The sequence below is a fragment of the Massilia sp. Soil_C_3 genome, from assembly GCF_057657035.1.
The window spans coordinates 202,104-228,451 of record NZ_JBDGJG010000006.1; the positions used below are offsets into that span (position 1 = coordinate 202,104).

Below are 26,348 nucleotides of genomic sequence, written 5' to 3' on the forward strand. Positions count from 1 at the left end.
AATGTCGATTCTGATCAACAAAGATACCAAAGTAGTCACCCAGGGCATCACCGGCAAGACCGGCCAGTTCCACACCCGTATGTGCCGCGACTACGCGAACGGCAAGGAAGCCTTCGTTGCTGGCGTGAACCCGAAGAAAGCCGGCGAAGATTTCGAAGGCATTCCAATTTTCGCTAACGTTGCTGAAGCCAAGAAAGAAACCGGCGCCAACGTGTCGGTGATCTACGTCCCACCAGCAGGCGCAGCAGCTGCCATCTGGGAAGCCGTCGAAGCCGAGCTGGATCTGGCAATTTGCATCACCGAAGGCATCCCTGTCCGCGACATGATGGAAATCAAGGACCGCATGGCCAAAGCCGGTTCCAAGACCCTGCTGCTGGGACCGAACTGCCCAGGCCTGATCACCCCTGACGAAATCAAGATCGGTATCATGCCAGGTCACATCCACAAGAAGGGCCGTATCGGCGTCGTGTCGCGTTCGGGCACCCTGACCTATGAAGCAGTCGGCCAGCTGACCGCACTGGGCCTGGGCCAATCGTCGGCAGTCGGCATTGGCGGCGACCCAATCAATGGTCTGAAGCACATCGACGTCATGAAGATGTTCAATGACGATCCTGACACCGACGCGGTCATCATGATCGGCGAAATCGGCGGCCCGGACGAAGCCAACGCGGCTTACTGGATCAAGGACAACATGAAGAAGCCAGTCGTCGGCTTCATCGCTGGCGTCACCGCGCCTCCAGGCAAGCGCATGGGCCACGCCGGCGCGCTGATCTCGGGCGGCGCAGACACCGCGCAAGCCAAGCTGGAAATCATGGAAGCCTGCGGCATCACCGTCACCAAGAACCCGTCGGAAATGGCGCGTCTGCTGAAGGCAATGCTGTAATCCTGACGATCTCTTGATCGGCAGCTAAGACGGGGAGCTTCGGCTCCCCGTTTGTATCTGCGGTTCCATTTTTTGCCGCCAATCTTCGTCGCATGACAAAAATTGCCGTACGGCACTGACAAATTTTGTCATTCAAGGCGCCAAATTTTGTCGGGGCACAGGGTTTTGTTATCCCGGGATTCATAAAATCGACTGATTCTTGCTGTTTTCGGGCTGGCACGCCGCTTGCATATAGGAAAGCGTAGTAGCTGAGCAGTACAAGATACCTAGTCCCAACTTTTTTGAAATACCACCCCTGGAGAGAAAAATGAACTTCAAGCAAATGCAAACCAAGAAAGCCCAAGGCGGCTTTACCCTGATCGAACTGATGATCGTCGTTGCAATCATTGGCATCCTGGCTGCCGTGGCAATCCCCGCATATCAGGATTACATCGCCAAAGCCAAGGCAACTGCTGCCTACGCTGACATCTCGGGCGGCAAAACCGGCTACGAAATGGCTGTGGTCGAAGGCATCGATGCACCAACCACTCCTACCACCCCTACTGAACCAGGCGCTCCTGATGCGCCTTCGCCATACTTGGCCAAGGCTGGCTTGAAATCGTCGACTGGCAACTGCTCGAGCATCACTGCGGAAGAGCCAAGCGAAGACGGTACTGGTGCACTGATTTGCGTCATCGCTTCCCCAGGTCGTCTGGGTACGGGTGCAACCATCGCACTGAACCGTGCTACTGACGGCACCTATTCCTGCGTTGCCACCAGTTTCGCAAACGATGAATACCTGCCAACCGGTTGCACCTCGACCACCCCACCAGGCGGCGGTAGCGGCGACTAATAGTTAAAGAAAACTGTCGCGAACGAAATCCGTCGCAAAAAAAGAGACCGCCTCGGCGGTCTCTTTTTTCGTCTGCTTACTGCTGCTTCCCCTGCGCCCCCTGCGGCTTCAGATACTGATCCAACCACCCCACCACAGTGCGATGCCACTGCACCGAGTTCGCCGGTTTGAGCACCCAATGATTCTCATCCGGGAACACCAGCAGCTTGCTCTCTACACCCATGCGCTGCAGCGCAGTGAAGGTCCCCAGCGCCTGCGCGGTAGGAATCCGGAAGTCCAGATCACCCTGAATCACCAGCATCGGCGTCTTCCACTTGTTCACGTGATGAACCGGATTGAAGCGCTCATGGTTCTCCGGCACCTTGAAGTAGGGCCCGCCGCTTTCCCAGTCGGTAAACCACTGTTCCTCGGTCGAGTACGCCATGCCGCGCGTATCGAACACGCCATCGTGATTCACGATGCACTTGAACTCATCCGACCAGTTACCCGCGATCCAGTTCATCATGTAGCCGCCGTACGACGCCCCCAGCGCGCAGTCGCGTGAGCGATCGAGCCACGAGAATTTCTGCACCGCCGCGTCATACCCCTTCTGCAGGTCGACCAGCGGCTTGCCGCCCCAGTCGTTGCTGATGGAATCGGTGAACTTCTGGCCATAGCCGGTCGAACCGTGGAAGTCGATGAAGACGGCCGCATAACCCGCGCCCGCATACACTTGCGGATTCCAGCGATAGCTCCAGCTGTTGCCGAAGCTGCCCTGCGGACCGCCGTGGACGATGAAGGCGACCGGATACTTCTGGCCCGGCTGCGCATTCCACGGCTTCATCACGTAGCCGTACACGGTCTCGCCATTGGCGCCGGCAAACGAGAACTGCTCCGACTCGCCGAAGCGCACGTCCTTCAAGCGTTCCGTGTTCACATCGGTCAGCTGCTTCGGCTTGCCGCCCAGCTTCATCGAGAACAGTTGCGCGCCCGACTGCAGGTTGGCGTGGGTGTAGACCAGCGTATCGCGCCGTAGGTCATAGGCGCCGACCGCACCCTTGTCGGTCAGCGGCGTCACCTTGCCGTTGGCGACGTCGATCGAGAACAGGCGGTGCTGGCCGATGTCTTCGGCGTCGACGATCAGCGCCTTGCCATCCGCACGCCACACCAGGCTACCGGCCGAGCGATCCCAGTCGGCCGCCAGCCTGCGCTTCTGGCCAGTGGCCACGTCCATCAGCATGACCTGGTAGCGGTCGGCCTCGAAGCCGGGACGGGCCATCGCCAGGTAGGCCAGGGTGCGGCCGTCCGGCGAGAAGGTGCCTTTCGTATCCCAGGCCGGATTGTCCTCGGTCAGGTTGCGCGGCGCCGCGCCGCCCGCGGCCGGCACGCTATACAGGTCGAAATTGGTCGACCAGGCTTCGGTCTTGCCGGCGATTCTGCTTGAAAACACGATGGTCTTGCCATCCGGGCTGAAGCGGTATTCCTCGCGGTCGCCGAAAGGTTTCGAGGGCACGTCGCCGTCGAGCGCGCCGGACAGGCTGACCGGCTCGCTGCCGACCTTGCCATCCGCACCCAGCGGCGCCGAGAACAGCACCGCATTGCGGTGGTCGCCCCAGGTATCCCAGTGGCGCACGAACAGGCGGTCGTAGACCTTGCCGGTGGCCTTGTCCTTTTCCTTGGCATCCAGGCGCGATTTGGTGCAGGCCAAGTCGGTGCAGTCGCGGAACACGGCCAGGCTGAAGGCCAGGCGGTCGCCCGTTGGCGCGAGGCGGAAGTTGTCGACGTCCAGCGGCAGGTTCGTCACCTGGACCGGTTCGCCGCCGGCGACCGGCTGGCGCCATACCTGCGACGAGCCCGAGCGCGCCGACAGGAAGTAGACGGCGTCGCCCGACGGCGACCATTCCGGATCGCTGCTGCTGGACGCATCCTGGGTCAGGCGTTGCGGCGCCGGCTTGGCGGCGCGCAGGTCGATCATCCACAGTTGGGTATTGCCGCGGTTCTTTTCCATGTCCGTACTGCGCACGGTATAGATCACGCGCGTGGCGTCCGGCGATACGGCCGGGCTGCCCACCCGCTCCATATTGACCAGGTCTTCCACGGTAAAGCCGCGCGGCGCGGCGGTCGCGGTGGTGGCGGCCAGCAGGGCCGCTGCCATCGTCAGCAAGCGAAATGTCATTCCATCCTCGTCGATCAGTGCCGCAGCCGGGTGCCGCAGGCAAGCCGGCAATTTACCACGATGTCATCAGGCATGAAGCCGACAAATCCCCATCGCCGGGAATGAACGGGATGGGAACTATCTCGACGAGGAGGCCAGGTTTACTTCGGCATGATGACCGTATCGATCACATGGATCACACCATTATCGGCTGCGATGTCGGTCTTGGTGACAGTGGCCTTGTCGACCATGACCTTGCCGCCCGCAACTTTTACTGCGAATGCGCTACCCTCGACGGTCTTGACGTCGCCAGGCTTGACGTCGGCAGCCATGACTTTTCCCGGCACCACGTGATAGGTCAGTACCTTGGACAGTGCTGCCTTGTCTTTCAGCAGGGCGTCCAGCTTGGTTTTCGGGATTTTTGCAAAGGCGGCGTCAGTCGGGGCAAAAACAGTGAATGGACCCGGACCCTTCAGGGTATCGGTCAGGCCGGCAGCTTGTACCGCAGTGACCAGGGTATTGAAGGTGCCGGCCGATTTCGCGGTATCCACGATGTCCGCCGCCTGGACGGATGCGAAGGCGAACGCGAGGGGCAAAGCAATCAAGATCTTTTTCATGTTGGCTCCAGAAGTTGGGTTGAATAGGTTCGCAACGAACCGACCTGAAGCCAATTTACGTGGATTTAGTATCGTAGTCTAATGTGTGAATCGAATCTGTCCTATAAAATGGGTTCAAACCTTGTTCATTTGATGTGATCTCAAGACAGGGGAGCACTCGTGCGCGAGCAACTGGTCAGACTGCCGGGTATTGTTGAACACGTAACCGTCATTTTCTTCAGTGTATGACAGCATTCGTCGTCAATATCTGGTCAATTTGGGACACTTAATCATGGATTCATTCAAAACGGGACAAGAGCGGATCATGTACCGCACTGGCGCAGCGGCACGGTTAGCCGGCTTGCCAGTTGAAACACTGCGCGTATGGGAGCGCCGCTACAGTCTGTCGGATGCCCAGCGCTCCGAGCGTGGCCAGCGCCTCTACTCGGCCGAACAGGTCGCGCGCCTCGGCCTGCTCAAGCAGCTGGTCGACCAGGGGCACTCGATCGGTGTCCTTGCAGGCCTGAGCCGCGATCAGTTGCAATCGATGCTGGGCCTGGATGGACAGGCCCGGGCCCTCCAGGCAGCGCCGGTGCGTGTGCTGCTGGTGGGCGCCATGCTGGCGCGGCGCGTCGCCGCCATGGGGCAGAGCGCCCTCGGCCTGGATGTACGCGGCAACGCCGCGGGCCTTGCAATGGCGGAAGAGTTACCACGTGACGCAGGCGCCGACGTACTGGTGATCGAGCAGTCCGAACTCGATGAACGCGTGATGCCGGCCATTGCCGCCGCGCGCGAGGCGAGCGGCGTTGCAGCGGTCGTCGTGCTGTACCGCTTCTGCTCGAGCGCCACGATCCGCACCCTGCGTGCGCAAGGCTGCCTGGTCGCGCGTATTCCGGCCGACCTGAACGAACTGGCGCTGCTATGCCAGTCTGCCCTGACCGGCCATCGCCCGCCGCTACAGGAGCCGGTGGCCGCCGCCGTCGCCCCGCCGCGTTTTGCCGACGAAGACCTGGCCAATATCGCGGCCGCTGGTAACCGCCTGACCTGCGAATGCCCGCGTCACTTGACCGAATTGCTGATGATGGTGGGTAGCTTCGAGCGCTACAGCCAGCATTGCGCGTCGCGCAATCCGGAAGACGCCGCGCTGCACGCCGAACTGGCGCTGGCTTCGGGCCGCGCGCGGGTCGTGCTGGAAGCGGCGATGGAACGCCTGGCTCTCCAGGAAGGATTGCCGCTGCCGAAAGGCTGGGCCTGAAAGACCTCGGACGATCTTGCCGCGCTCGGCCGGTAGCGCCTCATCTGCCGTTTTCGATAGCCAGCGAGGTCGAGCGCGCCCGCTCAGCTCAGGTTGAGCTGCCAGGACACGCCAAAGCGGTCATTCAGCCAGCCGAACTTGCGGCTGAATCCATAATTATCCGGCGGCATCAAGAGCTTGCCGCCGTCCGCCAGTCGGGCGAAGGCGGTGTCGAACTCGGCTTCATCTTCGCACTCCACGAACAGCGATACCGACGGCGTGAAGGTAAACGCGTGTTTGGCCGGACTGTCGATGCAGATCACGGGCTGGCCGGCAAGAGTGAAATCGGCCCGTTTGACGGTGCCTTCGGGGCCCATCTGGCCGCTCTTGTAGTGCTCGATCTGCTGGACCTCGGAGCGGGCGAACAGCGAGACATAGAGGCGCATCGCTTCTTCGGCCGCACCTTCGAACATCAGGAATGGGGTGATGCTGCGTGCCATCGACGACTCCTTACGAAAGGATGATGAAGCGGGGCGCTCAGCGCGCCGGTTTCCAGCCGGCCGTCATGGCGTCGGCGAAACTCTGGCCCATGATCTCGACCGCCTTCTGATTCGCGCTGATGAGCCGGCCAAATGACTGTTGCTGGACCGACACGGCATTCCTGGTCAAGGCTTCGGCGCACGACTGCGAGGCGGCGATGAAGGCCTTCATCGTCTCTTCCATGATGATCTTGGACGAGCTGACCCAGAGCTGCTCCACGCTGGCGCGGGTCGAATCCGCGTAGACATTGGCGATTTTCAGGAATGCATCTTGATAGGGCACGGCGTTCAGCTGGACAGTCGCTGCGTTGAACTGCGGGTATGCGGTCGTCATGACACATCCTCTCGGGCAGATAGCAGATAGCAGGTTGGAGTGGGGGAAAACGCATTGCGCGTCGCCCATCAGTATAGGCCGAGTATTGACGTTGTCTACAGCATTGGGCAAGTTCTCGAACTGGTCATGCGTCGATATCGGCCGTCCAGTCCCCGCTCTTACCGCCATGCTTCTCCATGACCCGCACATTGGTCATCACCATCCCCCGATCGACCGCCTTGCACATATCGTACACAAGCCTCTCGGCGACTGGGATCGTAGAGGCCTTCAGGTGCTTTTAACTAGCGACGGCGTCCCCGTCGCATCAACACCAGTGCTGTAAGTACTGCCGAGCCGATGAACGACAGGACGATGATGTTATACGCCTTGTCGATATTCATGCCCGGATCGAGAAAAATGATAGAGGCCCAAGCGAGTACAGCTGTCAACAAGGCGATGCCGAGCGAAACGAATGCGGTTCTCATGCGAATGGCTCCGCAATAGGATAATTGAAATACTGCCCGGCTTTACTACCGCCTGCCCGCACAACTTCTTCTGCAAAGGAAGTGCAGTTATGAGCTACAGCACCCCATAGCCACGGTTTTTGTATCAGTTCATGCAGCTTTTGATGCGCCCCCTTAGGGTTTGGCAGCTTGACAATCCAGCGACGAATTTCACGCTTGCCGTTCTCTTTCAAGTAGCGCATATAGTTACTCTCAGGTATGAACTTGGGCAGCTTATATGGGCCGGCGATATGGACATACCAACTCCAGCCTTCACCGACATGTAGTAGCGTATGGCCGCATGCGTTGACCCCACTCCCTGTCACAATAACGGCACAAACGTGCTGGAAGTCAGATACTTCAAGCGGGCCGACAATCATTGCTGCGCCCTCGTAAGGCTTCGACATATAGCCTCCGGTTAGCACACTTTATGGGCCGAGCAGTCCCAGCTACCGCTAGTATTGCCCTGCGCTCCACCCCGGATGCTTTGGCGAGTGTAGTGCGATTTGATCCTGGCATACGCAAGCTGGACCCGTTCAGTGATGATCCCCCCGTCGCCACTATCCGGCGTGACGCTGGCAATCATTATGTTTTCCAGTTCAATCTTAAAGTAGGGGATTGGCTTTCCGTCACCGTCAGCCCGCATGAACTCGAAAGAGGCTTTAGGAATGGTCTTCCCTGTGGCGCAGGTTTGCAGCAAGACGGGGGAGGCCAAGTCAGCAAGCTTGTTGAAGCTAATCGGGTACAGGTCGGCTCGCCCTGTGGTATGCCCGCCTGCGGTTGAAACTACACCGGCTCTTGGCTGGTGGACCGCGTAGAGGACGTTATTCACTTCAATCCAACTGCGGTGCCGTTCATCCTCCGACTCCCCGTTGATGCCCTCAATCTTGAGATACGCGTCGCTAGCCATTCCTGTCTCCGATGTGGGTTGAGCAAGTGGTGATTCTTGCTTGGGCGTACCGGGCGGAACTTGGCTTGAGACAGGGGAACGGGCGAGGGAGATCAACCGGGATGTGTCCAGTGAAGCCATTGTATGGCATCACTGATATTCAATCGGGCGACGTTGGCTATGGGGGGAGCAGTCCGGCCATCAGGATCGAGCAACGCAATAGCCGGTGAGACGGTCAGGATGATTTTTCAAGCGGAGCAATTACTTATCCAAATCGGCCGTCCAGTCCCCGCTCTTGCCGCCATGCTTCTCCATGACCCGCACATTGGTCATCACCATCCCCCGATCAACCGCCTTGCACATATCGTACACAGTCAGCAGGCCCACCTGCACCGCAGTCAACGCTTCCATCTCGACGCCAGTCTTGCCGATGGTTTCCACCTGCGCACGGCAATGCACGCTATTGGCCGCCTCGTCGATCTCGAAATCCACCGCCACGCGCGTGATCGGCAGCGGATGGCACAGCGGCACCAGGTCGCTGGTGCGCTTGGACGCCATGATCGCCGCGATGCGCGCGATCCCGATCACGTCGCCCTTCTTGGCATTGCCCGACGTGATCAGGGCCAGCGTTTCCGGCTTCATGCGGATGGTCCCGGCCGCCACCGCGGTGCGGTGCGTGTCCTGTTTTGCGCCGACGTCGACCATATGGGCCTGGCCGGTGGCGTCGAAGTGGGTCAAGTGGTCTGCGGTCGGGATTGGATTCGTCATTACTCGGTCGGTGTGTTCGGATTACAAAAAGGTTCGCTGAGCAGCAACATGCACGCGGATGCAGGTATGATAGCACCGTGAAATCCGTCGTCCGTTCAGCAATGGCGCGCCGCTGGCGCTCTTCCTTGTCCGTCATGGCCTTGTGCATGGCGACCGCCTTCCCCGTTGCAGCGCAGTCCGATGTGTTCAGGCGGCCCGATTCGACCCGCCTGCCCACGCTTGGCGACACCGCGCGCGGCGACCTTTCTCCCGTCGTCGAGCGCAAGCTGGGCGAGGAGTTCATGCGCGACATCCGGCGCGATCGCGATTACCTCGACGATGAGCCGATCTCCGAATACCTGAACAATTTTGGCAATGGCCTGGTCGCCGCCGTGCCCGGCGCGCGCGGCGAGACCAATGCCGACTTCCACTTCTTCGCCGTGCGCGATCCGGCCCTGAACGCATTCGCGATGCCGGGCGGTTTCATCGGCGCCCACTCGGGCCTGATCATCGCGGCCCAGACCGAATCGGAACTGGCCGGCGTCATCGCGCACGAGATCGGCCACGTCACCCAGCGCCATATCGCGCGCAGGATCGGCCAGCAGCGCCAGGATATCTTGCTGCCGCTGGCGTCGATGATCCTGGCGGCGCTGGCGGCCCGGGCCAGCTCGGATGCGGCCATGGGCGTGCTGATGGGCGGCCAGGGCCTGGCCGTCCAGCGCCAGCTGAACTTCAGCCGCGACGCCGAGCGCGAGGCCGACCGCGTCGGCTTCCAGATCATGGAGGCGGGCGGCTACGATACCACCGGCATCGTCGCGTTCTTCCGGCGCCTGCAGGCCGCCTCCAGGCTGTATGGCGACCTGCCGCCCGGTCTGGCCAGCCTGAGCAGCCACCCGCTGACCCAGGAGCGGATCACCGATATGCAGGCGCGCATCCGCGAGATTCCCAAGAAGCAGCGTGTCGACAGCCTCGATTTTCATCTGGTGCGCGCCCGCGCGCGGGTGCTGCAGGACGGCAGCGAGCAGGGCCGGCGCGATACGCGCAATGCCTTCGAGGCGCAGCTCAGGGACCAGCCCCACCGCCAGCAGCAGGCCGGCGCCCAGTACGGGCTGGCATACCAGGCGCTCAAGCAGAATGACCTGGCCGGCGCGCAGCGCTGGCTCGACAAGGCGCGCGAGACGATGAAGCCGCGCGAGGACGTGCTGTCCGTGGCGGCGTCGAACGTGGGCGATGGCGCGACCATGTTTGCCGGGCTGGCGCTGGAGATCAAGATGGCGCCGGGCCAGCCAAGGGCCGTGCTGGAAGAAGCGGTCAAGGAAGCGGATGCGGCGCACCAGCGCTACCCGCTGTCGCGCTCGCTCGCGCACCAGTACGCGCAAGCCCTGATCGCAACCGACCGGTTCGACGAGGCGGCGCTGTTCCTGCGCGACCAGGCCCAGCAGTATCGGGAGGAACGCAAGCTGCACGATATGCTGGCCAGGACCTATGCCAAGCAGGGCAAGTTCGCCCTGCAGCATATGTCGCTGGCGGAGTCGTACGTGCTGGCCGGCGCCGTCCCGGCGGCGATGGCCCAGCTCGAACTGGCGCGCAAGGCCAGCGATGCGTCGTTCTACGACCAGGCCGTGATCGATGCGCGCGTGCGCGAACTGCAGGAGAAGCAGAAGAAGGCGAAGGAAGAAGCCGAAGAGCGGTGATCGCGCCTACGGCGCCGGCGTCCGCTTGAATCCGAACCTGGCCGGCATCTCCTCGTCCGCCACGCGCTCGACGGCAAGCGGCTTGCCGTTCCACGGTAGGGTCATCTGGCCATCACCATTCTCCAGCCAGCCCATGACCGCCTCGTCCGAGGCCGCGGCGCCATCGAGCTCGAGCATGCCCAATACCTGTGCCATGTCGCGGTCGTCCAGCTGCGCCACCGTTTCGCCCGCCACGAACACCAGCGCGCCGGCATCGCTCAGACAGACCCGCTCGACATCGGCCAGCGCCTGCCCGGTCTGCAATACCAGCACCTGCTGCGGATCGGTGCGCGCGATGAAAGGCGTTGCCTCGAGGTTTACGTACACCCGTTGCGGCCCGTTCTGGAAATACCAGTTACCGCGCTCGTCGTGCAGGTAGTTGCGGTTGATGAAACCCAACAGCTTTTCATTGTTCAGCCGGTCGCCCGGCGCATTGGCGCGCTGGGCCGCTTCGTCGCGCATGCGCCAGCCGCCGCGCGCATCGAGCGCGAGCCAGCCGTAGCAGTGGGGCACATTCGGCCACTTGGCCATTGCCTGTTTTACGATTTCATCCATAGTGTTATGCAGCATCGCACGGTTCGGCGAGCGCCAGCGCGCGCGTGCCATTGACGGAGTCAAAGTGGTGCAGGATACGCCGCGGCAGCCAGTCGATCCGTCCCGGGAACGGCCCGACGGCAAAGCCAACGTGCCCGCCCTGTTCGGGATACGCGAGCGTCACCGCGCCCGACGCCGACGCCGGCAGGTGAATGCCCGGCAGGAAGGGATCGTTGCGGGCATTGAGCACCAGGGTCGGCACCGTGATGTCGTCCAGCACGTGGCGGGCGCTGGCGCGGTGCCAGTAGTCGTCGGTGTCGCGGTAGCCATGCAGCGGCGCCGTGACGACGTTGTCGAAGGCATACAGATCGCGCGCGGCCAGCAGGGCGGCGCGGTCGAACAGGCCAGGAAATTGCTCCAGCTTGGCCAGGCACTTCGGCTTGAGCGTCTGCAGGAACATCCGGGTATACAGCAGGTTGAAGCCGGACGACAGCGCTTCTCCGCCGCGCGCCAGGTCGAGCGGGGCCGACACGGCGCAGGCGGCATCGACGATGTCCGCGCCGTGGCCCGATTCGCCCAGCCAGCGCAGCAGTGCATTGCCGCCCAGCGAGACGCCGGCCGCATACAGCGCACCTTCATGGACTGCGCGGAGCTTGCGGACGATCCAGTCGACTTCGCTCGCGTCGCCCGAGTGATAGAAGCGCGGCGCCAGGTTGGCTTCGCCGGAGCAGCCGCGAAAATGCGGCACCACGCCCGACCAGCCGCGCGCGGCGAGCGCCGCCATCAGGCCGCGGGCGTAATGGCTGTTCGAACTGCCTTCCAGGCCATGGAATAGCACTACCAGCGGCTGGCCGGGCTGGCCATCCACGAAGTCGAGGTCGACGAAGTCACCGTCCGCGCTGTGCCAGCGCTCGCGGCGGTAGGCGACTGGCGGCTTGGCGATGCAGGTCGCCGGATAGATGGTCTGCAGGTGGCCGCCAGGCAGCCACGAGGGGGCGGGGTAGTGCATGAATGAAAGGCAGCTCAGAGAAAACTCACCACCATTGTCAGCCCTAAAACGTCGTTCCCGCGAAGGCGGGAACCTAAGCTGCAGGCGTATCGATAGCGCTTGAAAAACTTAGGTTCCCGCCTGCGCGGGAACGACGTGCGTACGTGCGTACTGTAGCGAGAAAATCAGTGGTGCTTGAGCACGGTGCCCGGCGCCAGGCGATAGCCGGTGCCGCAGTAAGGGCACTTGGCCTCGCCGTGGTGGTCGAAGTCGAGGAAGACGCGCGGGTGCGAGGACCACAGCGGCATTGCCGGGTTGGGGCAATAGGCCGGCAGGTCCTTGGCCGTGAGCTCCACCACAGGCATCGTCTTTTGATTCATCTGTTTCTCCGTCAGGCAAGTTAGGCAAAGACTGGATTTTAACGGATTCGCTCTATTGCCGAAATGACCGTAAAATAATGCGCTCAGCATAAAGAGCAAGAGCGACGCCTGTTATATTGGGCATCCAGCCCGTACCACATCCATCCATGCGTTTCATGCCCGACCGTTTCAAGCCTGCCGCCTTCGCCGACATCTCTGTCCGCCGTTGCAAGAATGCCACACCTTTTGGTGAGATGCGTGTGGTGTTGCGCGCGCCGCGACCCGCTGCATGAGCGCGGCCGACGATCCAGGCCAGCTTTCCGCCGCCATCGGCGACGCGCCGAACCGCGACGCCTGGAACGAAGGTTTCAAGACCGGCCTGCCGACCCTGTTCGGCATCGCCGCCTGGGGCCTGGTGGTCGGCATCGCCATGGTCAAGAGCGGCCTGTCCGTGCCCCAGGCGATGGGCATGACCTTATTGGTGTTTGCCGGCTCGGCCCAGCTGGCCTCACTGCCGCTGATCGCCGCCCAGGCCCCGATCTGGGTCATCTTCGCCACCGCCCTGGTGGTCAACCTGCGCTTCGTGATCTTTTCGGCGCTGCTGGGGCCGCACTTCGCTCACTTGCCGTGGAAGCAACGCTTTTATCTTGGCTATATCTCGGGCGACCTGACCGTCGCGCTCTTCCTGCAGCGCTATCCGACCCTGGCGCCGGTGGCGGGCAAGCTCTCTTACCTGAAGGGCTTGATGTATCCGAACTGGTTTGCCTGGCAAATCGGTTCCCTTGTCGGTATTTTCCTCGGTAGCGCGGTGCCGGCCGAATGGGGGTTGGGCTTTGCCGGCACCCTGGCCATCCTGTGCATCATGGTGCCGCTGATGATCAATAACGCCGCCCTGTGCGGCGTGCTGGTGGCGGGGGCGATCTCGGTGCTGGCCTACGACTTGCCGTACAAGCTGGGGCTGCTGCTGGCGGTGCTGGTGGGGATGGTCACTGCCATGGTGATCGAAGAAACGTTGGCGAAAGTGAAGGTGCGCCGTGGCTGATTGGGAAATCTGGGTCGTGATCGGCGTGCTGTGCGTGGCCACCGCTGCCACCCGCAGCTCGTTCTGGATGATCGGCCACCGCGTGACGATTCCGCCACGGGTGCAGGAAATGCTGCGCTATGCCCCGGCCTGCGCGCTGGCAGCCATCATCGGGCCCGACTTTTTGATCGATACGCAGGGCGAGGTCCAGTTCACGCTGGCCAACCCGAAGCTGTTGGCCGGGGTCGCCGCCTTCGCTTTTTATATGTGGCGTCGTAACATGCTGCTAACGATTTTATTCGGCATGCTTGTCTTTACAGTGTTGCGCGTAATGCACGTTTTCGGCACCGCCGGCTAGCAGGCCTCGAAAAATCTGCTGCGCGTTGCGGTGCCGGTTTGCGATGCTCGCTGTACATCCGTACAGCTGCGCTTCTCAACCGCCACCGCTGCCGCTCGCGACGATTTTTCGAGGCCTGCTAATGTACAATGACGTTTTTTCACTATTGCCACGCCGACCAAATGGACGCTCTCCGTTTCACCCGCCTGCAAGACCTGATCGACCAACAAGCGCTGCAAGGCAAGCGCGTCTTTATTCGCGCTGACCTGAACGTCCCACAAGATGACGCTGGCAATATCACCGAAGACACGCGCATCCGCGCTTCGGTGCCGGCGATCCAGGCCGCTGTGAAGGCTGGCGCGGCGGTGATGGTGACGTCCCACCTGGGCCGTCCGACCGAGGGTGAATTCAAGCCGGAAGACAGCCTGGCGCCGGTCGCCAAGCGCCTGTCCGAGCTGCTGGGCCAATCCGTTGAACTGAAACAGGACTGGGTCGATGGCGTCGACGTCGCCCCTGGCTCGGTCGTGCTGCTGGAAAACTGCCGCGTCAACAAAGGCGAGAAGAAAAACAGCGACGAGCTGGCGCAGAAAATGGCCAAGCTGTGCGACGTGTATGTGAACGATGCCTTCGGCACCGCCCACCGCGCCGAAGCGACCACCCATGGCATCGCCAGGTTCGCCCCGGTCGTGGCCGCCGGCCCGCTGCTGGCTGCTGAACTGGACGCCCTGGGTAAAGCCCTGGGCCAGCCGCAGCGTCCGCTGCTGGCGATCGTCGCCGGCTCGAAGGTATCAAGCAAGCTGACCATCCTGCAAAGCCTGGCCGACAAAGTGGATAACCTGATCGTCGGCGGCGGCATCGCCAACACCTTCATGAAGGCCGTCGGCCTGAACATCGGCAAGTCGCTGGTCGAGAACGACCTGGTCGACGAAGCCCGTGCCATCATCGAGAAAATGTCCCAGCGCGGCGCGCAGGTGCCGATCCCCGTCGACGTCGTGTGCGCGAAGGAATTCGCCCCGACCGCGGCGGCCACCGTCAAGGACGTCGCTGACGTGCTTGATGACGACATGATCCTCGATATCGGCCCGAAAACCGCCGCCATGCTGGCCGAGCAGGTCGCCAAGGCCGGCACCATCGTCTGGAACGGTCCGGTCGGTGTCTTCGAATTCGACCAGTTCGCCGAGGGCACCAAGACCCTGGCGCTGGCCATCGCCCAGTCCCGGGGCTTCTCGATCGCCGGTGGCGGCGACACCCTGGCCGCGATTGCAAAATATAAGATTGCCGACCAGATCGGCTACATTTCGACGGGTGGCGGCGCCTTCCTGGAGTTCCTGGAAGGGAAGACGCTGCCTGCCGTCGACATCCTGCTGCAACGCAGCGTCTAAAAAAGAGACCCCAGCGCAGCCCTGCTGCGCTTTGTTTTTATACAAGGACAATCCATGTACCGTGGCACCAAGATCGTCGCAACCATCGGCCCTGCTTCGACCGACTTCGATATTCTCGTCAAAATGATCCGCGCCGGCGTCGACGTCGTGCGCCTGAACTTCTCGCACGGCAAGGCGCAGGACCATATCGATCGTGCTGCCCTGGTACGGCGCGCCGCCCAGGAGTGCGGCCGCGAAGTGGCCATCATGGCCGATATGCAGGGTCCGAAGATCCGCGTCGGCAAGTTTGAAGAAGGCAAGATCGTCCTGAACAATGGCGACCGCTTCATCCTGGATGCCAAATGGGGCGATGACGGCGAGCTGGGCAACCAGGAACGCGTCGGCCTGGACTACAAGGCGCTGCCGCGCGACGTCAAGCCGGGCGACAAGCTGCTGCTGAACGACGGCCTGATCGTCCTGATCGTCGACCGCGTCGTCGGCCACGAGATCTATACCACGGTTAAGGTTGGCGGCGAACTGTCGAACAACAAGGGCATCAACCGTCAGGGCGGCGGCCTAACCGCGCCGGCGCTGACCTCGAAGGACATGGAAGACATCAAGACCGCGATGAGCTTCCAGGCCGACTACCTCGCCATCTCGTTCCCGAAAAGCGCGACCGATATGGAAATGGCGCGCCAGCTGGCCAACATCGCCGGCGAGCCGTATGCCCACAAGCCGATGATGATCGCCAAGATCGAGCGCGCCGAAGCGATTCCGCTGCTGCAAGAGATCCTGGACGCGTCGGATGGCATCATGGTCGCGCGCGGCGACCTGGCGGTCGAAGTCGGCAACGCCGCCGTGCCGGCGCTGCAGAAGCGCATGATCCGCATGGCGCGCGATTCGAACAAGCTGGCCATTACCGCGACCCAGATGATGGAGTCGATGATCGTCAACGCCGTGCCGACCCGCGCCGAAGTGTCGGACGTGGCCAACGCCGTGCTGGACGGCACCGACGCCGTCATGACCTCGGCCGAGACAGCATCGGGCAAGTACCCGATCGAGACCGTCGAGATGATGGCCGCGATCTGCGTCGAAGCCGAGCAGTCCGAATACAACAAGATCGACGTCGATTTCCTGAACAAGCAGTTCACCCGCATCGACCAGACCATTGCCTATGGCACGCTGTTCACCGCCCACCACCTGGCCGTGAAGGCGATCGTGGCGCTGACCGAGTCGGGTTCGACCGCCCTGTGGATGAGCCGTCACAGCATCGACACCCCGATCTTCGCCCTGACGCCGCTGCAGGCGACGCAGCGCAAGGCATCGCTGTACCGCAACGTGCGAGCATTCAATCTGCCGCAGGAAGGCGGCAGCCACGCCGTGCTGCGCAAGGCTGAGGAACTCTTGATGAAAGAAGGGTTCGTACGCAAGGGCGACCTGATCGTCGTCACCTGGGGCTCGCCGATGGGCCAGGCCGGTGGCACCAATGCGCTCAAGATCGTACGCGTCGGCGAGTTTGATTAAAGGGAATCAACGAGTGGCCTGAGGCGCAGTAGCGGCATTTGCCCGGCGCTGTCCAGGACGGACGGCGCCGCGCTCGGCATTCGGGATTCCCGGACAAGTTTCTTTATTGTTTTGGAGTACAACCATGGCACTCGTATCATTGCGTCAATTGCTGGACCACGCCGCCGAAAACGGCTACGGTCTGCCGGCATTCAACGTCAACAACCTGGAGCAGGTGCAGGCCATCATGGCCGCCGCCGATGCTGCCAACAGCCCGGTCATCATGCAGGCCTCGGCCGGCGCGCGCAAGTACGCGGGCGAAGCCTTCCTGCGTCACCTGATCGACGCCGCCGTCGAAGCCTATCCGCACATCCCGGTCGTCATGCACCAGGACCACGGGCAGTCGCCGGCCGTCTGCATGGCCGCGATCCGCTCGGGCTTCAGTTCTGTGATGATGGACGGTTCGCTCGAGGCCGACGGCAAGAGCGTCGCCAGCTATGAATATAACGTTCAGGTGTCGCAAGAAGTCGTCAAGTTCGCGCACTCGATCGGCGTGACCGTCGAAGCCGAACTCGGCGTGCTGGGCTCGCTGGAAACGATGCAGGGCGACAAGGAAGACGGCCACGGCGCGGATGGCAAGATGACCCGCGAACAGCTGCTGACCGACGTCGACCAGGCGGCCGACTTCGTCAAGCGTACCCAGTGCGACGCACTGGCGATCGCGATCGGCACCTCGCACGGCGCCTACAAGTTTACGCGCAAGCCGACCGGCGACATCCTGGCGATCGACCGCATCAAGGAAATCCACGCCCGCATCCCCAACACCCACCTGGTGATGCACGGCTCGTCGTCGGTGCCGCAGGAACTGCTGGCCATCATCCGTGAATTCGGCGGCGACATGAAGGAAACCTATGGCGTGCCGGTCGAAGAGATCCAAGAGGGCATCAAGCACGGCGTCCGCAAGATCAATATCGACACCGATATCCGCCTGGCGATGACGGCCGCGATCCGCAAATACATGTTCCAGAACCCGTCGAAGTTCGACCCACGCGACTACCTGAAGCCGGCGCGTGAAGCGGCGATGGAAGTGTGCAAGGCGCGCTTCCTGGCGTTTGGCTGCGAAGGCCAGGCGAGCAAGATCAAGCCGATTCCGCTGGACAAGATGGCGGAGCGTTACAAGGCTGGTGAGCTGGCGCAGATCGTTCAGTAAGCATCACCCCGTCCTCAACCAACGTCGTTCCCGCGCAGGCGGGAACCCAATTTTCCCTGAGCAGTGGCAAGATTAAATATCACCACAATGCATGCAGGCTTGGGTTCCCGCCTGCGCGGGAACGACGTTCAGGGGGTGCGGGCCGGTAATTGTCGTCAGTGGTTTCGACCGACCGCAGCGCAAATTGACGTAAAATATCGCATTGCACAGGCCCACACGGCCTGACTTTCTCAACCGGCGGCCTTTGTCGCCGGTTTCCGCTTTCCTGATAGCCCATCTATGAACAGCCTCTACCAATCCTCCATCCAGTCCCTGCCACTGCTCGGTCACGGCAAGGTGCGCGATAACTACGCCGTCGGCGACGACAAGATCCTGATCGTCACCACCGACCGCCTGTCGGCCTTCGACGTGGTCATGAACGAGCCGATCCCGGGCAAGGGCATGGTGCTGAACCAGATGAGCGATTTCTGGTTCGAGAAGCTCGGTCACATCGTGCCGAACCACCTGACCGGTGTGGCGCCGGAAAGCGTGGTCGCCGAGAACGAGGTGGAACAGGTAGCAGGCCGCGCCGTCGTGGCCAAGCGCTTGAAGCCGATCATGGTCGAAGCCGTCGTGCGCGGCTACATCATCGGCTCGGGCTGGAAGGACTATCAACAAAGCGGCGCGATCTGCGGCATCCAGCTGCCGGCCGGCCTGCGCCAGGCCGACAAGCTGCCGGAACCGCTGTTCACCCCGGCCGCCAAGGCCGATATCGGCGAGCACGACGAGAACATCTCGTTCGCCCAGATGGAAGAAAAGATCGGCGCCGAGCTGGCCGCCAAGATGCGCGATATCAGCATCAAGCTGTACACCGCCGCTGCCGAATATGCCGCAACCCGCGGCATCATCATCGCCGACACCAAGTTCGAATTCGGCCTCGACGACAACGGTGTGATGCACCTGATGGACGAAGTCCTGACCGCCGACTCGTCGCGCTTCTGGCCGGCCGACTCGTACGCGCCGGGCATGTCGCCGCCGTCGTTCGACAAGCAGTTCGTGCGCGACTACCTGGAAACCCTGACCGACTGGGGCAAGACCGCACCGGCGCCAGCGCTGCCGGCGGACGTCATCGAAAAAACCCAGGCCAAGTATTTCGAAGCCATCGAACGCCTGACCGGCGAAAAGCTGAAGGCGTAAGCAGATGACGGATCAAGCAAAGCCGTTGGTTGGCGTGATCATGGGTTCCTCGTCCGACTGGGACGTGATGCAGAACGCGGTCGCCATCCTGAAGCAATTCGGCGTGCCGTTCGAAGCGCAAGTGATCTCGGCCCACCGCATGCCGGACGAGATGTTCACCTATGCCGAACAGGCGCGTAGCCGCGGCCTGCGCGCCATCATCGCCGGCGCCGGCGGCGCGGCCCATCTGCCTGGCATGGTGGCCGCCAAGACCATCGTGCCGGTGCTGGGCGTGCCGGTGCCGTCGAAATACCTGCGCGGCGAGGATTCGCTGCTGTCGATCGTGCAGATGCCGAAAGGCGTCCCGGTGGCGACCTTCGCCATCGGCGAAGCCGGCGCCGCCAACGCGGCCCTGACCGCAGTGGCGATCATCGCCGCCAATGACGACGCCCTGGCCGACAAGCTGGAGCAGTTCCGCCGCGACCAGACCGCCGCCGCCCAGGCCATGACCCTTCCCGTATAAGTAATATGACTCAACCGTTTCTCCCATCCGCCGATCCGTCGACCTGGCTTGGCGTGATGGGCGGCGGCCAGCTCGGCCGCATGTTCGCTCACGCCGCCCAGGCCATGGGCTACAAGGTCGCCGTGCTCGAGCCGAGCGCCGATTGCCCGGCTGGCCAGGTAGCCGACCGCACCATCGAAGGCGATTACACCGATGGCGGCGCCCTGGCCACGCTAAGCGCCCTGTGCGCGGCCGTCACCACCGAATTCGAGAACGTCCCTGCCGACAGCCTGGCGCAGCTCGCAGCAAGCAGCTTTGTCGCGCCATCGAGCCTGTGCGTGCAGATCGCGCAAGACCGCATCCTCGAGAAGAAGTTCTTCGTCGACTGCGCGCCGGCCTCGAAGGTGCTGCCGGCCCCGCACAAGACCATCGCCTCGCATGCCGATATCGACGCCATTGGCGACGATCTGCTGCCGGGCATCCTCAAGACCGTGCGCATGGGTTACGACGGCAAGGGCCAGGTCCGCGTGCGTTCGCGCGAGGACGTGCGCGCCGCCTTCGACTCCATGGATGGCGTGACCTGCCTGCTCGAAAAAATGCTGCCGCTGGCCTATGAAGTGTCGGTCCTGACCGCGCGCGGCCATGACGGCGAGTCGGTCGTGTACCCGATCGCCGAGAACGTGCACCGCGACGGCATCCTGTTCACCACCACCGTGCCGGGACCGAACGTGTCCGCGGCCTGCGCGCAGCAGGCCCAGGATGCGGCGCGCGCCATCGTCGCCCAGCTGGGTTACGTGGGTGTGCTGTGCATCGAGTTCTTCGTGCTCGAAGACGGCACGCTGGTCGTCAACGAGATGGCGCCACGGCCGCATAACAGCGGCCACTACACGATCGACGCCTGCATCACCAGCCAGTTCGCGCAGCAGGTGCGTGCGATGGCGCGCCTGCCGCTGGGCGACGTGCGCCAGCATTCGGCCAGCGTGATGCTCAACATCTTGGGCGATGTCTGGTTCGAAGGGGCGAGCGAAGGGGGGGCTGACAGCGCCCGTGAACCGGCCTGGCACCGGGTGCTGGCGCTGCCTGGCGCCAACCTGCACCTGTACGGCAAGAACGACCCGCGCCGCGGCCGCAAGATGGGCCACGTGACCTTCGTGGCGCCGACGCTGGCCGAGGCGCAGGGCAATCTGCGCGCCGCTTGCGCCATCCTGGGAATCGAGCCCTAGGATGGACACGCCGCAGTTCGACCCGGCGGCCATCGCCGCCGCCGCCCGCGCACTCGAATCGGGCGCGCTGGTCGCCTTCCCGACCGAGACCGTGTATGGCCTGGGCGCCGACGCCGAGAATCCGGCGGCGGTGGCCGCCATCTACGCCGCCAAGGGCCGCCCGCAAGACCATCCGGTGATCGTGCACCTGGCGCCGGACGCGCCGCTCGACTACTGGGCCCGCGACATCCCGCCGCAGGCGCAAGCGCTGGCCGCTGCCTTCTGGCCCGGCCCGCTCACCATGATCCTCAAGCGCGCCCCGAACATCCCGGACGCCGTCAGCGGCGGCCAGGACACGGTCGGCCTGCGCTGCCCGGCGCACCCGGTGGCGCTGGCGCTGCTGCGCGCCTTCAAGGGTGGCCGCGGCGGCGTCGCGGCGCCGTCGGCGAATAAATTCGGCCACGTCAGCCCGACCCTGGCCGAGCATGTGCAGCAAGAATTCGGGCCGGACGGCAGCGTGGCCATGATCCTGGATGGCGGCCCCTCGCAGGTCGGTATCGAATCGACCATCGTCGACCTGTCGCGGCTGGATACGCACGGCCCGGTGCTGCTGCGTCCCGGCCAGATTTCTGCCTCCGCGATCGCCGCCGTGATCGACCAACAGCCGGCCGCGCCGGACGCTGCGGCGCCGCGCGCCTCGGGCACGCTCGAATCGCATTACGCGCCGCACACGCCGGTGGCGATGCAGGAACGGGCGACCCTGCTCGCCACCCTGGCCGCGCTGCACGGCGCCGGCCGCAAGGTGGCCCTGATCCACATGAGCGACATGCCGGCCACCCACGCCGCGCTGCGCCTGCCGGCCGCGCCCGACGGCTTCGCCCACGCGCTGTACGCCGCGCTGCGCGCGATGGACGGGCAGGGGGGCGACGTGATCCTGGTCGAGGCGCCGCCGCAGGGCGGCGACTGGCTGGGCGTGAATGACCGCCTGCGCCGTGCGGCCCATGGTTCGACGGGCATCGTGCACGGTTTGCTCAACAGCCAAGCAAAAGTTTAATTTATATCAATAAAGCAAATGACGGAGCTCAAACGCTCCGCATTTCGCGCTTGTCTGTTACAAACCCGTCTCTTTCTGTTGGGAAAACGGTGGTTATAATCCCATCCCTCAGGCTTACCCATCTCTTTTGATAGGTGTGGTAGCCGAATGCCCACACGCAATGGAATTTGCTATACAAGCGGTTTGAACGCTGGCATAGTTACCATGATGCGAATAGCACGGGCGTTCGTTTCAAAATAATTTCAATCCAGGAGACACAATGCGTCATACCAAACTCGCGCTGGCCGTTCTGACGGCCGCGCTCCTGACCGCATGCGGCGGCGGCACCAGCCCAGCCGGCGGCGACCAGACCGTCAAGCTCACCTTCACTAACCTGGTGTCGTTCGGCGACAGCCTGTCGGACGTGGGCACCTACCGCGTCGGCGCCGTTGCGGCGGCCGGCGGCGGCAAGTTCACCATCAATGGCGACAGCACTGCCAAGAACGTTGACCTGACCGGCAAGATCTGGCTCGACTTCATGGCCGCCCAGCTCAACCTGCCCGCGCCGTGCGCCGCCCAGACCGGCCTGGTGGGCGATGCCTCGCTCGGCTTCAACGTGCCGATCGTGAACCACGCCAATTGCTTCAACTATGCGCAAGGCGGTTCGCGCGTGGTCAATCCGGTTGGTCCGGGTAATGTCGCCACCGGCTCGCCGATCGGCGAGATGACCACGCCGATGGTGACCCAGATCGCCAATCACCTGACCAAGACCGGCAACAAGTTCACCGGCACCGAGCTGGTGACCGTGCTGTCGGGCGGTAACGACGTGCTGATGCAGTTGGCCGCCGTGACCAATGCCGGCACCGCCGCCGGCGCGCAAGCCTTCGCCACCGCCCTGGCCACCCGCCTCGCGGCCGGCGCGACCAACCCGCAAGCCGCGGCGCAAGCCATCGGCGTGGCGATCGCCACCGAGAACGCACGTCCGGGCAAGACCGACCAAAGCGTCGTCACCGCCGCCGTGACCGCTGCCGCGATGCAGCCGGGTAACCAGGCCGTCGCCCAACCGGCCGTGTATGGCCCGATCGTGGCCGCCGCCCAGGCCGACGGCACTGCCGCCGGCAACACCGCGGCCGGCGCCTACGCCACCGCCAACGCGACCGCCATGGTCACCGCGGTCGGTACCGCCGGCGCGCAGATGGCCGGCCTGGTCAAGAGCGAACTGCTGGCCAAGGGCGCCAAGTACGTCATCGTCGCCAACCTGCCGGACGTCGCCAGCACCCCGACCGCCAGGTCGCGTCCTGTGGCGATCCAGCAACTGGTGACCGCCATGGTCAACGCCTTCAATACCCAGCTGAAAGCCGGCCTGGGCGCCGACGATGCGCGCGTGCTGTACACCGACCTGTACACCGTCAGCAACGACCAGGTGAAGAATCCCGGCCCATACGGCCTGACCAACACCAGCGCACCGGCCTGTGCCGTCAATGCGCTGGGCACCACCTCGCTGATCTGCACCGCGAACAACACGGTCGCAGGTGATGTGAGCCGCTACATGTTCGCCGACGGGATCCACCCGACCCCGTTCGAGAACGACCTCATCGCCCGCTACGTCTTCAAGGACATGGCAATCAAGGGCTGGCTGTAAGAGCAAGCAGCGGCGGGCCTGCTGCCTGGCGGCAGGCCCTCACACACATATCAGGAGATAGCATGAAAGTTCGTTTCAACAGCATGATCAAGGTGCTGGGTGTGGCTGCCGGGCTGGCATTCGCGTCCGGCGCATACGCGCAATCGGCCGGCCAGATCACGGCCAAGGTCGGTTTCAACCGCCTGATGCCGAAGGTCGAGAGCGGCGACATCAGCGCGCCGGCGCTGCCGGGCACCAAGGCCGACGTCGGCAACGACATGCAGCCGGTGCTGATCCTGTCGTACAGCCTGACCGACAATATCTCGGTCGAAGGCGCGCTCGGCACGCCGTACAAGCACAGCATCTACGGCGCCGGCGCGATCGATGGCACCGGCAAGCTGGGCGAAGTCGAGGCGCTGCCGCCGACCGCCTTCGTGCAATACCGCTTCGGCGCGCCGACCTCGACCTTCCGTCCGTTTATCGGCGTCGGCCCGACCTATGCCTACTTCATGAAGGAACGCGGTTCGAGCAAGATGACCGCGATCACCAACCCGGGCAGCGACGTGCCGACCACCTTCAAGATCGACAACAAGCTGACCTATAGCGCGCAAGTCGGCGTGGCGATGAACTTCGACGAGCGCTGGTTCGCCGACGCCACCGTCATCAAGACCCGCCTGCGCACCGACGTGCACTTCTCGACCGGCCAGACCCAGTTCATGAAACTGGATCCGGTGGCGATCGTGCTGGCGGTGGGTTACAAGTTCTAAGCGTTTTTCGTTAGCTTCAATACGTCGTCCCTGCGCAGGCGGGGACCCAAGTCCTTTGTGTAGCCACTACGTTTTATGTAGACACTGCGCTGGAAAACTTGGGTCCCCGCCTTCGCGGGGACGACGGCGTTTACAGGACAACTAAGCCTGCGAGGGCTAATGCACCCCGCGCGCATACTGCGTGAAATGCTCGGCGCTGAGGGCATGCTGGTACAGGAAACCCTGATAGAGATAGCAGCCGGCATCCGACAGGAACTGCCGCTGCCCCAGCGTCTCGACCCCTTCGGCAATCACCTGTAATCCCAGGCTGTCGCCCAGCGCGATGATGGAGCGCACGATCGAGGCGTCGTTCTGGTCGGTGAGCACGTCGCGCATGAAGGAGTGGTCGATCTTGAGCTGGTCGAGCGGCAGCTTGCGCAGGGTGGCCAGCGATGAGTATCCGGTGCCGAAGTCGTCCAGCGAAAAGCTCAGGCCGCGCCGCTTGAGCGTGGCCATGGTGTGCGCGGTCTGGACGAAGTCGGTGATGACCAGGCTTTCGGTCAGCTCGAGTTTCAGACCCGATGGCTGCACCCCGCTGTGTTCGAAGATCCCCTGCAGCATGGGCACGAAATCCGGCTGGTTGAACTGGCGCGCGCTGACGTTGACCGATAGGGTCAGGCCGGCCGTCTCGGGCACGCGCTGCCAGCGCGCCAGCTCGGCGCAGGCGGTGCGCAGCACCCATTTGCCGATCTCGACGATGATCCCGCTTTCCTCGGCGGCGCGGATGAACTCGGCCGGAAAGAGCACCCGGCCATTGGGCAGGCGCCAGCGCAGCAGCGCCTCGGCGCCGAGCACCCGGCCCGAGCGGTCGAGCTGGGGCTGGTAGTGCAGTATGAACTCGTCGTGCTGCAGCGCGCGCCGCAGGCTGCCTTCGAGGTCGGCGCGCGCCGACCACGCGGCCTGCACCGCCGGATCGTGGAAGCGGAAGGTGTTGCGGCCCGCGGCCTTGGCCTGGTACATCGCGCCGTCGGCCTGGCGCAAGGTCGATTCCACCGTGTCGTGGACGCCGCACAGCGTGACCACGCCGATGCTGACCGACACCGAGTAATTCAGCTCGCCCAGCTGGAACGGCGCGGCCAGGGCCGCCACGACCTTGGCGGCGACGATTTCGGCCTGGTTCGCGGCCAGTTCGCGTGCGTCCTCCGTTGGCTGGATCAGCACCACGAATTCGTCGCCGCCCAGGCGCGCCACCATGTCGGCCTCGCGCACACAGTGCTCCAGGCGGCGCGCCACCGCCTGCAGCAGCTGGTCGCCGGCCGCGTGGCCCTGGCTGTCGTTGAGGAACTTGAAGTTGTCGAGGTCGCAGAACATCAGCGCCCCCCACTTGCGCGTGCGTGTGCTGGTGAGCAGGGCGCGGCGCAGGTGGTCGAGCAGGTTGGCGCGGTTGGGCAGGTCGGTCAGGTGGTCGAAGAAGGCCAGGTGGAAGATCCTGGCCTCGTTGATCTTGCGTTCGCTGATGTCGGTGCCGATCACCAGGATCTTCTGGCAGGCGCCAAGGGTGTGGTCCGCGCCCAGCAGGGTCCAGCTGGTATCGGTGTCGACCGTCGAGCCGTCGCGCCGGATATGGGCCAGTTCGCCCGCCCACTCGCCCGACTCGAGCGTCTGCCTGAAGGCGGCCTCGTAGAGCGCGGGCTTGTCGCACAACAGGTCGCAAAAGCGCTTGCCCAGCGCTTCCTGGGCGCTCCAGCCATACAGGCGCTCGGCGCCATGGTTCCAGTAGCTGATGACGGAATGCATGTCCATCGCGATGATGGCGTCGCGCGCCCGTTGCAGGAACGAGGCCTGCTCCTGCATCTTGAGATCGGCCTTTTTCAGGCGCGTGAAGTCGGAGAGAAACCCTTCCAGCATGCCGGGTGCGCCGCCCGACAGATTGAGCGAACCCTGTTCGCAGATCCAGCGTATGTCGCCGCTCGCGGTGCGGATCCGGTAGGTCACCTGGTAGGTGCTGCCCTGGGCCAGCGCCAGGGCAACCGCGCCATCCACCAGGACGCGATCCTCAGGAACAATGATGGAGCCGAAAGGCAGGCCGGGCCGCGCGGTGAAGGCGGCCGGCGAGTAGCCGGTCAGCTTTTCGACGCCGTCGCTGATGAATTCGATGGTCCAGTCGCGGTCGTGATGGCAGCGATAGACTGCGCCTGGCAAGTGACTTAATAGCAGGTCGAGCGACAGGGCGCCCGGTTGCTCGGGCAGGGAAGGATCCGGCTGCGTCGTACTCATCTGCGCACTCATGTGTTCTCACGCTCAAGAAGTAGAGACTGGCACGATCTTCATGCGTCGTGCATTGATGGTAGCGTAAATACTCACGCACACAGA

Annotated in this window: 27 protein-coding genes and 1 pseudogene; 15 read left to right on the plus strand and 13 right to left on the minus strand. The window is 63.3% G+C overall.

Features of this window, described 5'->3' with window-relative positions:
• Nucleotide 1: 1 nt before the first annotated feature.
• Both sucD and AC3A6F_RS13850 read left to right on the plus strand, forming a co-directional pair.
• On the plus strand, nt 2-883 hold the full coding sequence (gene sucD, locus AC3A6F_RS13845) for a succinate--CoA ligase subunit alpha (RefSeq protein ID WP_147935614.1): 882 nt from the start codon (nt 2-4) through the stop codon (nt 881-883).
• Nucleotides 884-1,190: 307 nt separating this feature from the next.
• Nucleotides 1,191-1,715 carry a pilin gene (locus tag AC3A6F_RS13850; protein ID WP_487681626.1) on the plus strand — a complete coding sequence of 175 codons (525 nt, stop codon included), beginning with the start codon at nt 1,191-1,193 and terminating at the stop codon, nt 1,713-1,715.
• 76 nt (nt 1,716-1,791) lie between these two features.
• On the opposite strand, the gene AC3A6F_RS13855 is transcribed toward AC3A6F_RS13850, so the two are convergent.
• Nucleotides 1,792-3,870 (minus strand): S9 family peptidase, encoded by a 2,079-nt coding sequence (locus AC3A6F_RS13855; RefSeq protein WP_487681628.1) that lies wholly within the window; start codon nt 3,868-3,870, stop codon nt 1,792-1,794.
• Nucleotides 3,871-4,010: 140 nt separating this feature from the next.
• A complete protein-coding gene (locus AC3A6F_RS13860) occupies nt 4,011-4,466 on the minus strand; it encodes a fasciclin domain-containing protein (protein ID WP_487681630.1) in 456 nt (151 codons plus the stop codon).
• 304 nt (nt 4,467-4,770) lie between these two features.
• On the opposite strand from AC3A6F_RS13860, the gene AC3A6F_RS13865 reads away from it, so the two are divergent.
• Nucleotides 4,771-5,700 (plus strand): MerR family transcriptional regulator, encoded by a 930-nt coding sequence (locus tag AC3A6F_RS13865; protein ID WP_487682089.1) that lies wholly within the window; start codon nt 4,771-4,773, stop codon nt 5,698-5,700.
• 83 nt (nt 5,701-5,783) lie between these two features.
• Here AC3A6F_RS13865 and AC3A6F_RS13870 read toward each other — a convergent pair whose 3' ends face one another.
• From AC3A6F_RS13870 to moaC, 7 genes and pseudogenes are all read right to left on the minus strand, one after another.
• A complete protein-coding gene (locus tag AC3A6F_RS13870; protein ID WP_487681632.1) occupies nt 5,784-6,179 on the minus strand; it encodes a VOC family protein in 396 nt (131 codons plus the stop codon).
• A 37-nt stretch (nt 6,180-6,216) separates the two neighbouring features.
• Entirely contained in the window at nt 6,217-6,552 is a 336-nt protein-coding gene (locus AC3A6F_RS13875; protein ID WP_487681634.1) for a hypothetical protein, read from the minus strand.
• Nucleotides 6,553-6,676: 124 nt separating this feature from the next.
• Nucleotides 6,677-6,793 (minus strand): annotated as a pseudogene (locus AC3A6F_RS13880) (cyclic pyranopterin monophosphate synthase MoaC); the annotation flags it as partial.
• Nucleotides 6,794-6,833: 40 nt separating this feature from the next.
• Nucleotides 6,834-7,016, minus strand: coding sequence for a hypothetical protein (locus AC3A6F_RS13885; RefSeq protein WP_487681636.1), 183 nt, complete (start codon nt 7,014-7,016; stop codon nt 6,834-6,836).
• On the minus strand, nt 7,013-7,441 hold the full coding sequence (locus tag AC3A6F_RS13890; RefSeq protein ID WP_487681638.1) for a hypothetical protein: 429 nt from the start codon (nt 7,439-7,441) through the stop codon (nt 7,013-7,015). Before AC3A6F_RS13890 ends, AC3A6F_RS13885 begins: the two co-directional genes overlap by 4 nt.
• Before the next feature lie 11 nt (nt 7,442-7,452).
• Nucleotides 7,453-7,944 carry an Hcp family type VI secretion system effector gene (locus tag AC3A6F_RS13895; protein WP_487681640.1) on the minus strand — a complete coding sequence of 164 codons (492 nt, stop codon included), beginning with the start codon at nt 7,942-7,944 and terminating at the stop codon, nt 7,453-7,455.
• 240 nt (nt 7,945-8,184) lie between these two features.
• Nucleotides 8,185-8,691 carry a cyclic pyranopterin monophosphate synthase MoaC gene (gene moaC / locus AC3A6F_RS13900; RefSeq protein WP_487681642.1) on the minus strand — a complete coding sequence of 169 codons (507 nt, stop codon included), beginning with the start codon at nt 8,689-8,691 and terminating at the stop codon, nt 8,185-8,187.
• A 101-nt stretch (nt 8,692-8,792) separates the two neighbouring features.
• Between moaC and AC3A6F_RS13905 the strand changes: the two genes are divergently transcribed.
• A complete protein-coding gene (locus AC3A6F_RS13905) occupies nt 8,793-10,364 on the plus strand; it encodes a M48 family metallopeptidase (RefSeq protein ID WP_487682091.1) in 1,572 nt (523 codons plus the stop codon).
• A 6-nt stretch (nt 10,365-10,370) separates the two neighbouring features.
• Here AC3A6F_RS13905 and AC3A6F_RS13910 read toward each other — a convergent pair whose 3' ends face one another.
• The 3 genes from AC3A6F_RS13910 to AC3A6F_RS13920 form a co-directional block, all read right to left on the minus strand.
• A complete protein-coding gene (locus tag AC3A6F_RS13910; protein ID WP_487681643.1) occupies nt 10,371-10,958 on the minus strand; it encodes a DUF2946 family protein in 588 nt (195 codons plus the stop codon).
• Nucleotides 10,959-10,962: 4 nt separating this feature from the next.
• Nucleotides 10,963-11,946 (minus strand): YheT family hydrolase, encoded by a 984-nt coding sequence (locus tag AC3A6F_RS13915; protein WP_487681645.1) that lies wholly within the window; start codon nt 11,944-11,946, stop codon nt 10,963-10,965.
• 164 nt (nt 11,947-12,110) lie between these two features.
• Nucleotides 12,111-12,305 carry a zinc-finger domain-containing protein gene (locus tag AC3A6F_RS13920; protein WP_109346137.1) on the minus strand — a complete coding sequence of 65 codons (195 nt, stop codon included), beginning with the start codon at nt 12,303-12,305 and terminating at the stop codon, nt 12,111-12,113.
• Between the two features lie 268 nt (nt 12,306-12,573).
• On the opposite strand from AC3A6F_RS13920, the gene AC3A6F_RS13925 reads away from it, so the two are divergent.
• The 11 genes from AC3A6F_RS13925 (at nt 12,574) to AC3A6F_RS13975 (ending at nt 23,996) form a co-directional block, all read left to right on the plus strand.
• Nucleotides 12,574-13,326: an AzlC family ABC transporter permease gene (locus AC3A6F_RS13925; protein ID WP_487681647.1), complete on the plus strand. Its 753-nt coding sequence runs from the start codon at nt 12,574-12,576 to the stop codon at nt 13,324-13,326.
• Nucleotides 13,319-13,663 (plus strand): AzlD domain-containing protein, encoded by a 345-nt coding sequence (locus AC3A6F_RS13930; protein ID WP_487681649.1) that lies wholly within the window; start codon nt 13,319-13,321, stop codon nt 13,661-13,663. The genes AC3A6F_RS13925 and AC3A6F_RS13930 overlap by 8 nt, the downstream gene beginning before the upstream one ends.
• Nucleotides 13,664-13,824: 161 nt before the next feature.
• A complete protein-coding gene (locus AC3A6F_RS13935; protein ID WP_487681651.1) occupies nt 13,825-15,024 on the plus strand; it encodes a phosphoglycerate kinase in 1,200 nt (399 codons plus the stop codon).
• A 54-nt stretch (nt 15,025-15,078) separates the two neighbouring features.
• Nucleotides 15,079-16,527, plus strand: coding sequence for a pyruvate kinase (gene pyk, locus AC3A6F_RS13940; protein ID WP_487681653.1), 1,449 nt, complete (start codon nt 15,079-15,081; stop codon nt 16,525-16,527).
• A 124-nt stretch (nt 16,528-16,651) separates the two neighbouring features.
• Nucleotides 16,652-17,716, plus strand: coding sequence for a class II fructose-bisphosphate aldolase (gene fba / locus AC3A6F_RS13945; protein WP_487681655.1), 1,065 nt, complete (start codon nt 16,652-16,654; stop codon nt 17,714-17,716).
• Between the two features lie 279 nt (nt 17,717-17,995).
• Nucleotides 17,996-18,892, plus strand: a complete 897-nt coding sequence (locus tag AC3A6F_RS13950; RefSeq protein WP_487681657.1) for a phosphoribosylaminoimidazolesuccinocarboxamide synthase — start codon at nt 17,996-17,998, stop codon at nt 18,890-18,892.
• A 4-nt stretch (nt 18,893-18,896) separates the two neighbouring features.
• Nucleotides 18,897-19,394 carry a 5-(carboxyamino)imidazole ribonucleotide mutase gene (purE, locus tag AC3A6F_RS13955; RefSeq protein ID WP_487681659.1) on the plus strand — a complete coding sequence of 166 codons (498 nt, stop codon included), beginning with the start codon at nt 18,897-18,899 and terminating at the stop codon, nt 19,392-19,394.
• A 5-nt stretch (nt 19,395-19,399) separates the two neighbouring features.
• On the plus strand, nt 19,400-20,596 hold the full coding sequence (locus AC3A6F_RS13960; RefSeq protein WP_487681661.1) for a 5-(carboxyamino)imidazole ribonucleotide synthase: 1,197 nt from the start codon (nt 19,400-19,402) through the stop codon (nt 20,594-20,596).
• A 1-nt stretch (nt 20,597) separates the two neighbouring features.
• Entirely contained in the window at nt 20,598-21,629 is a 1,032-nt protein-coding gene (locus tag AC3A6F_RS13965) for an L-threonylcarbamoyladenylate synthase (RefSeq protein WP_487681663.1), read from the plus strand.
• A gap of 259 nt (nt 21,630-21,888) precedes the next feature.
• Nucleotides 21,889-23,250, plus strand: coding sequence for an SGNH/GDSL hydrolase family protein (locus AC3A6F_RS13970; RefSeq protein WP_487681665.1), 1,362 nt, complete (start codon nt 21,889-21,891; stop codon nt 23,248-23,250).
• A 62-nt stretch (nt 23,251-23,312) separates the two neighbouring features.
• Nucleotides 23,313-23,996, plus strand: a complete 684-nt coding sequence (locus AC3A6F_RS13975; RefSeq protein WP_487681667.1) for an OmpW/AlkL family protein — start codon at nt 23,313-23,315, stop codon at nt 23,994-23,996.
• A 156-nt stretch (nt 23,997-24,152) separates the two neighbouring features.
• Here AC3A6F_RS13975 and AC3A6F_RS13980 read toward each other — a convergent pair whose 3' ends face one another.
• Nucleotides 24,153-26,252: a putative bifunctional diguanylate cyclase/phosphodiesterase gene (locus tag AC3A6F_RS13980; protein WP_487681669.1), complete on the minus strand. Its 2,100-nt coding sequence runs from the start codon at nt 26,250-26,252 to the stop codon at nt 24,153-24,155.
• Between the last annotated feature and the right edge of the window lie 96 nt (nt 26,253-26,348).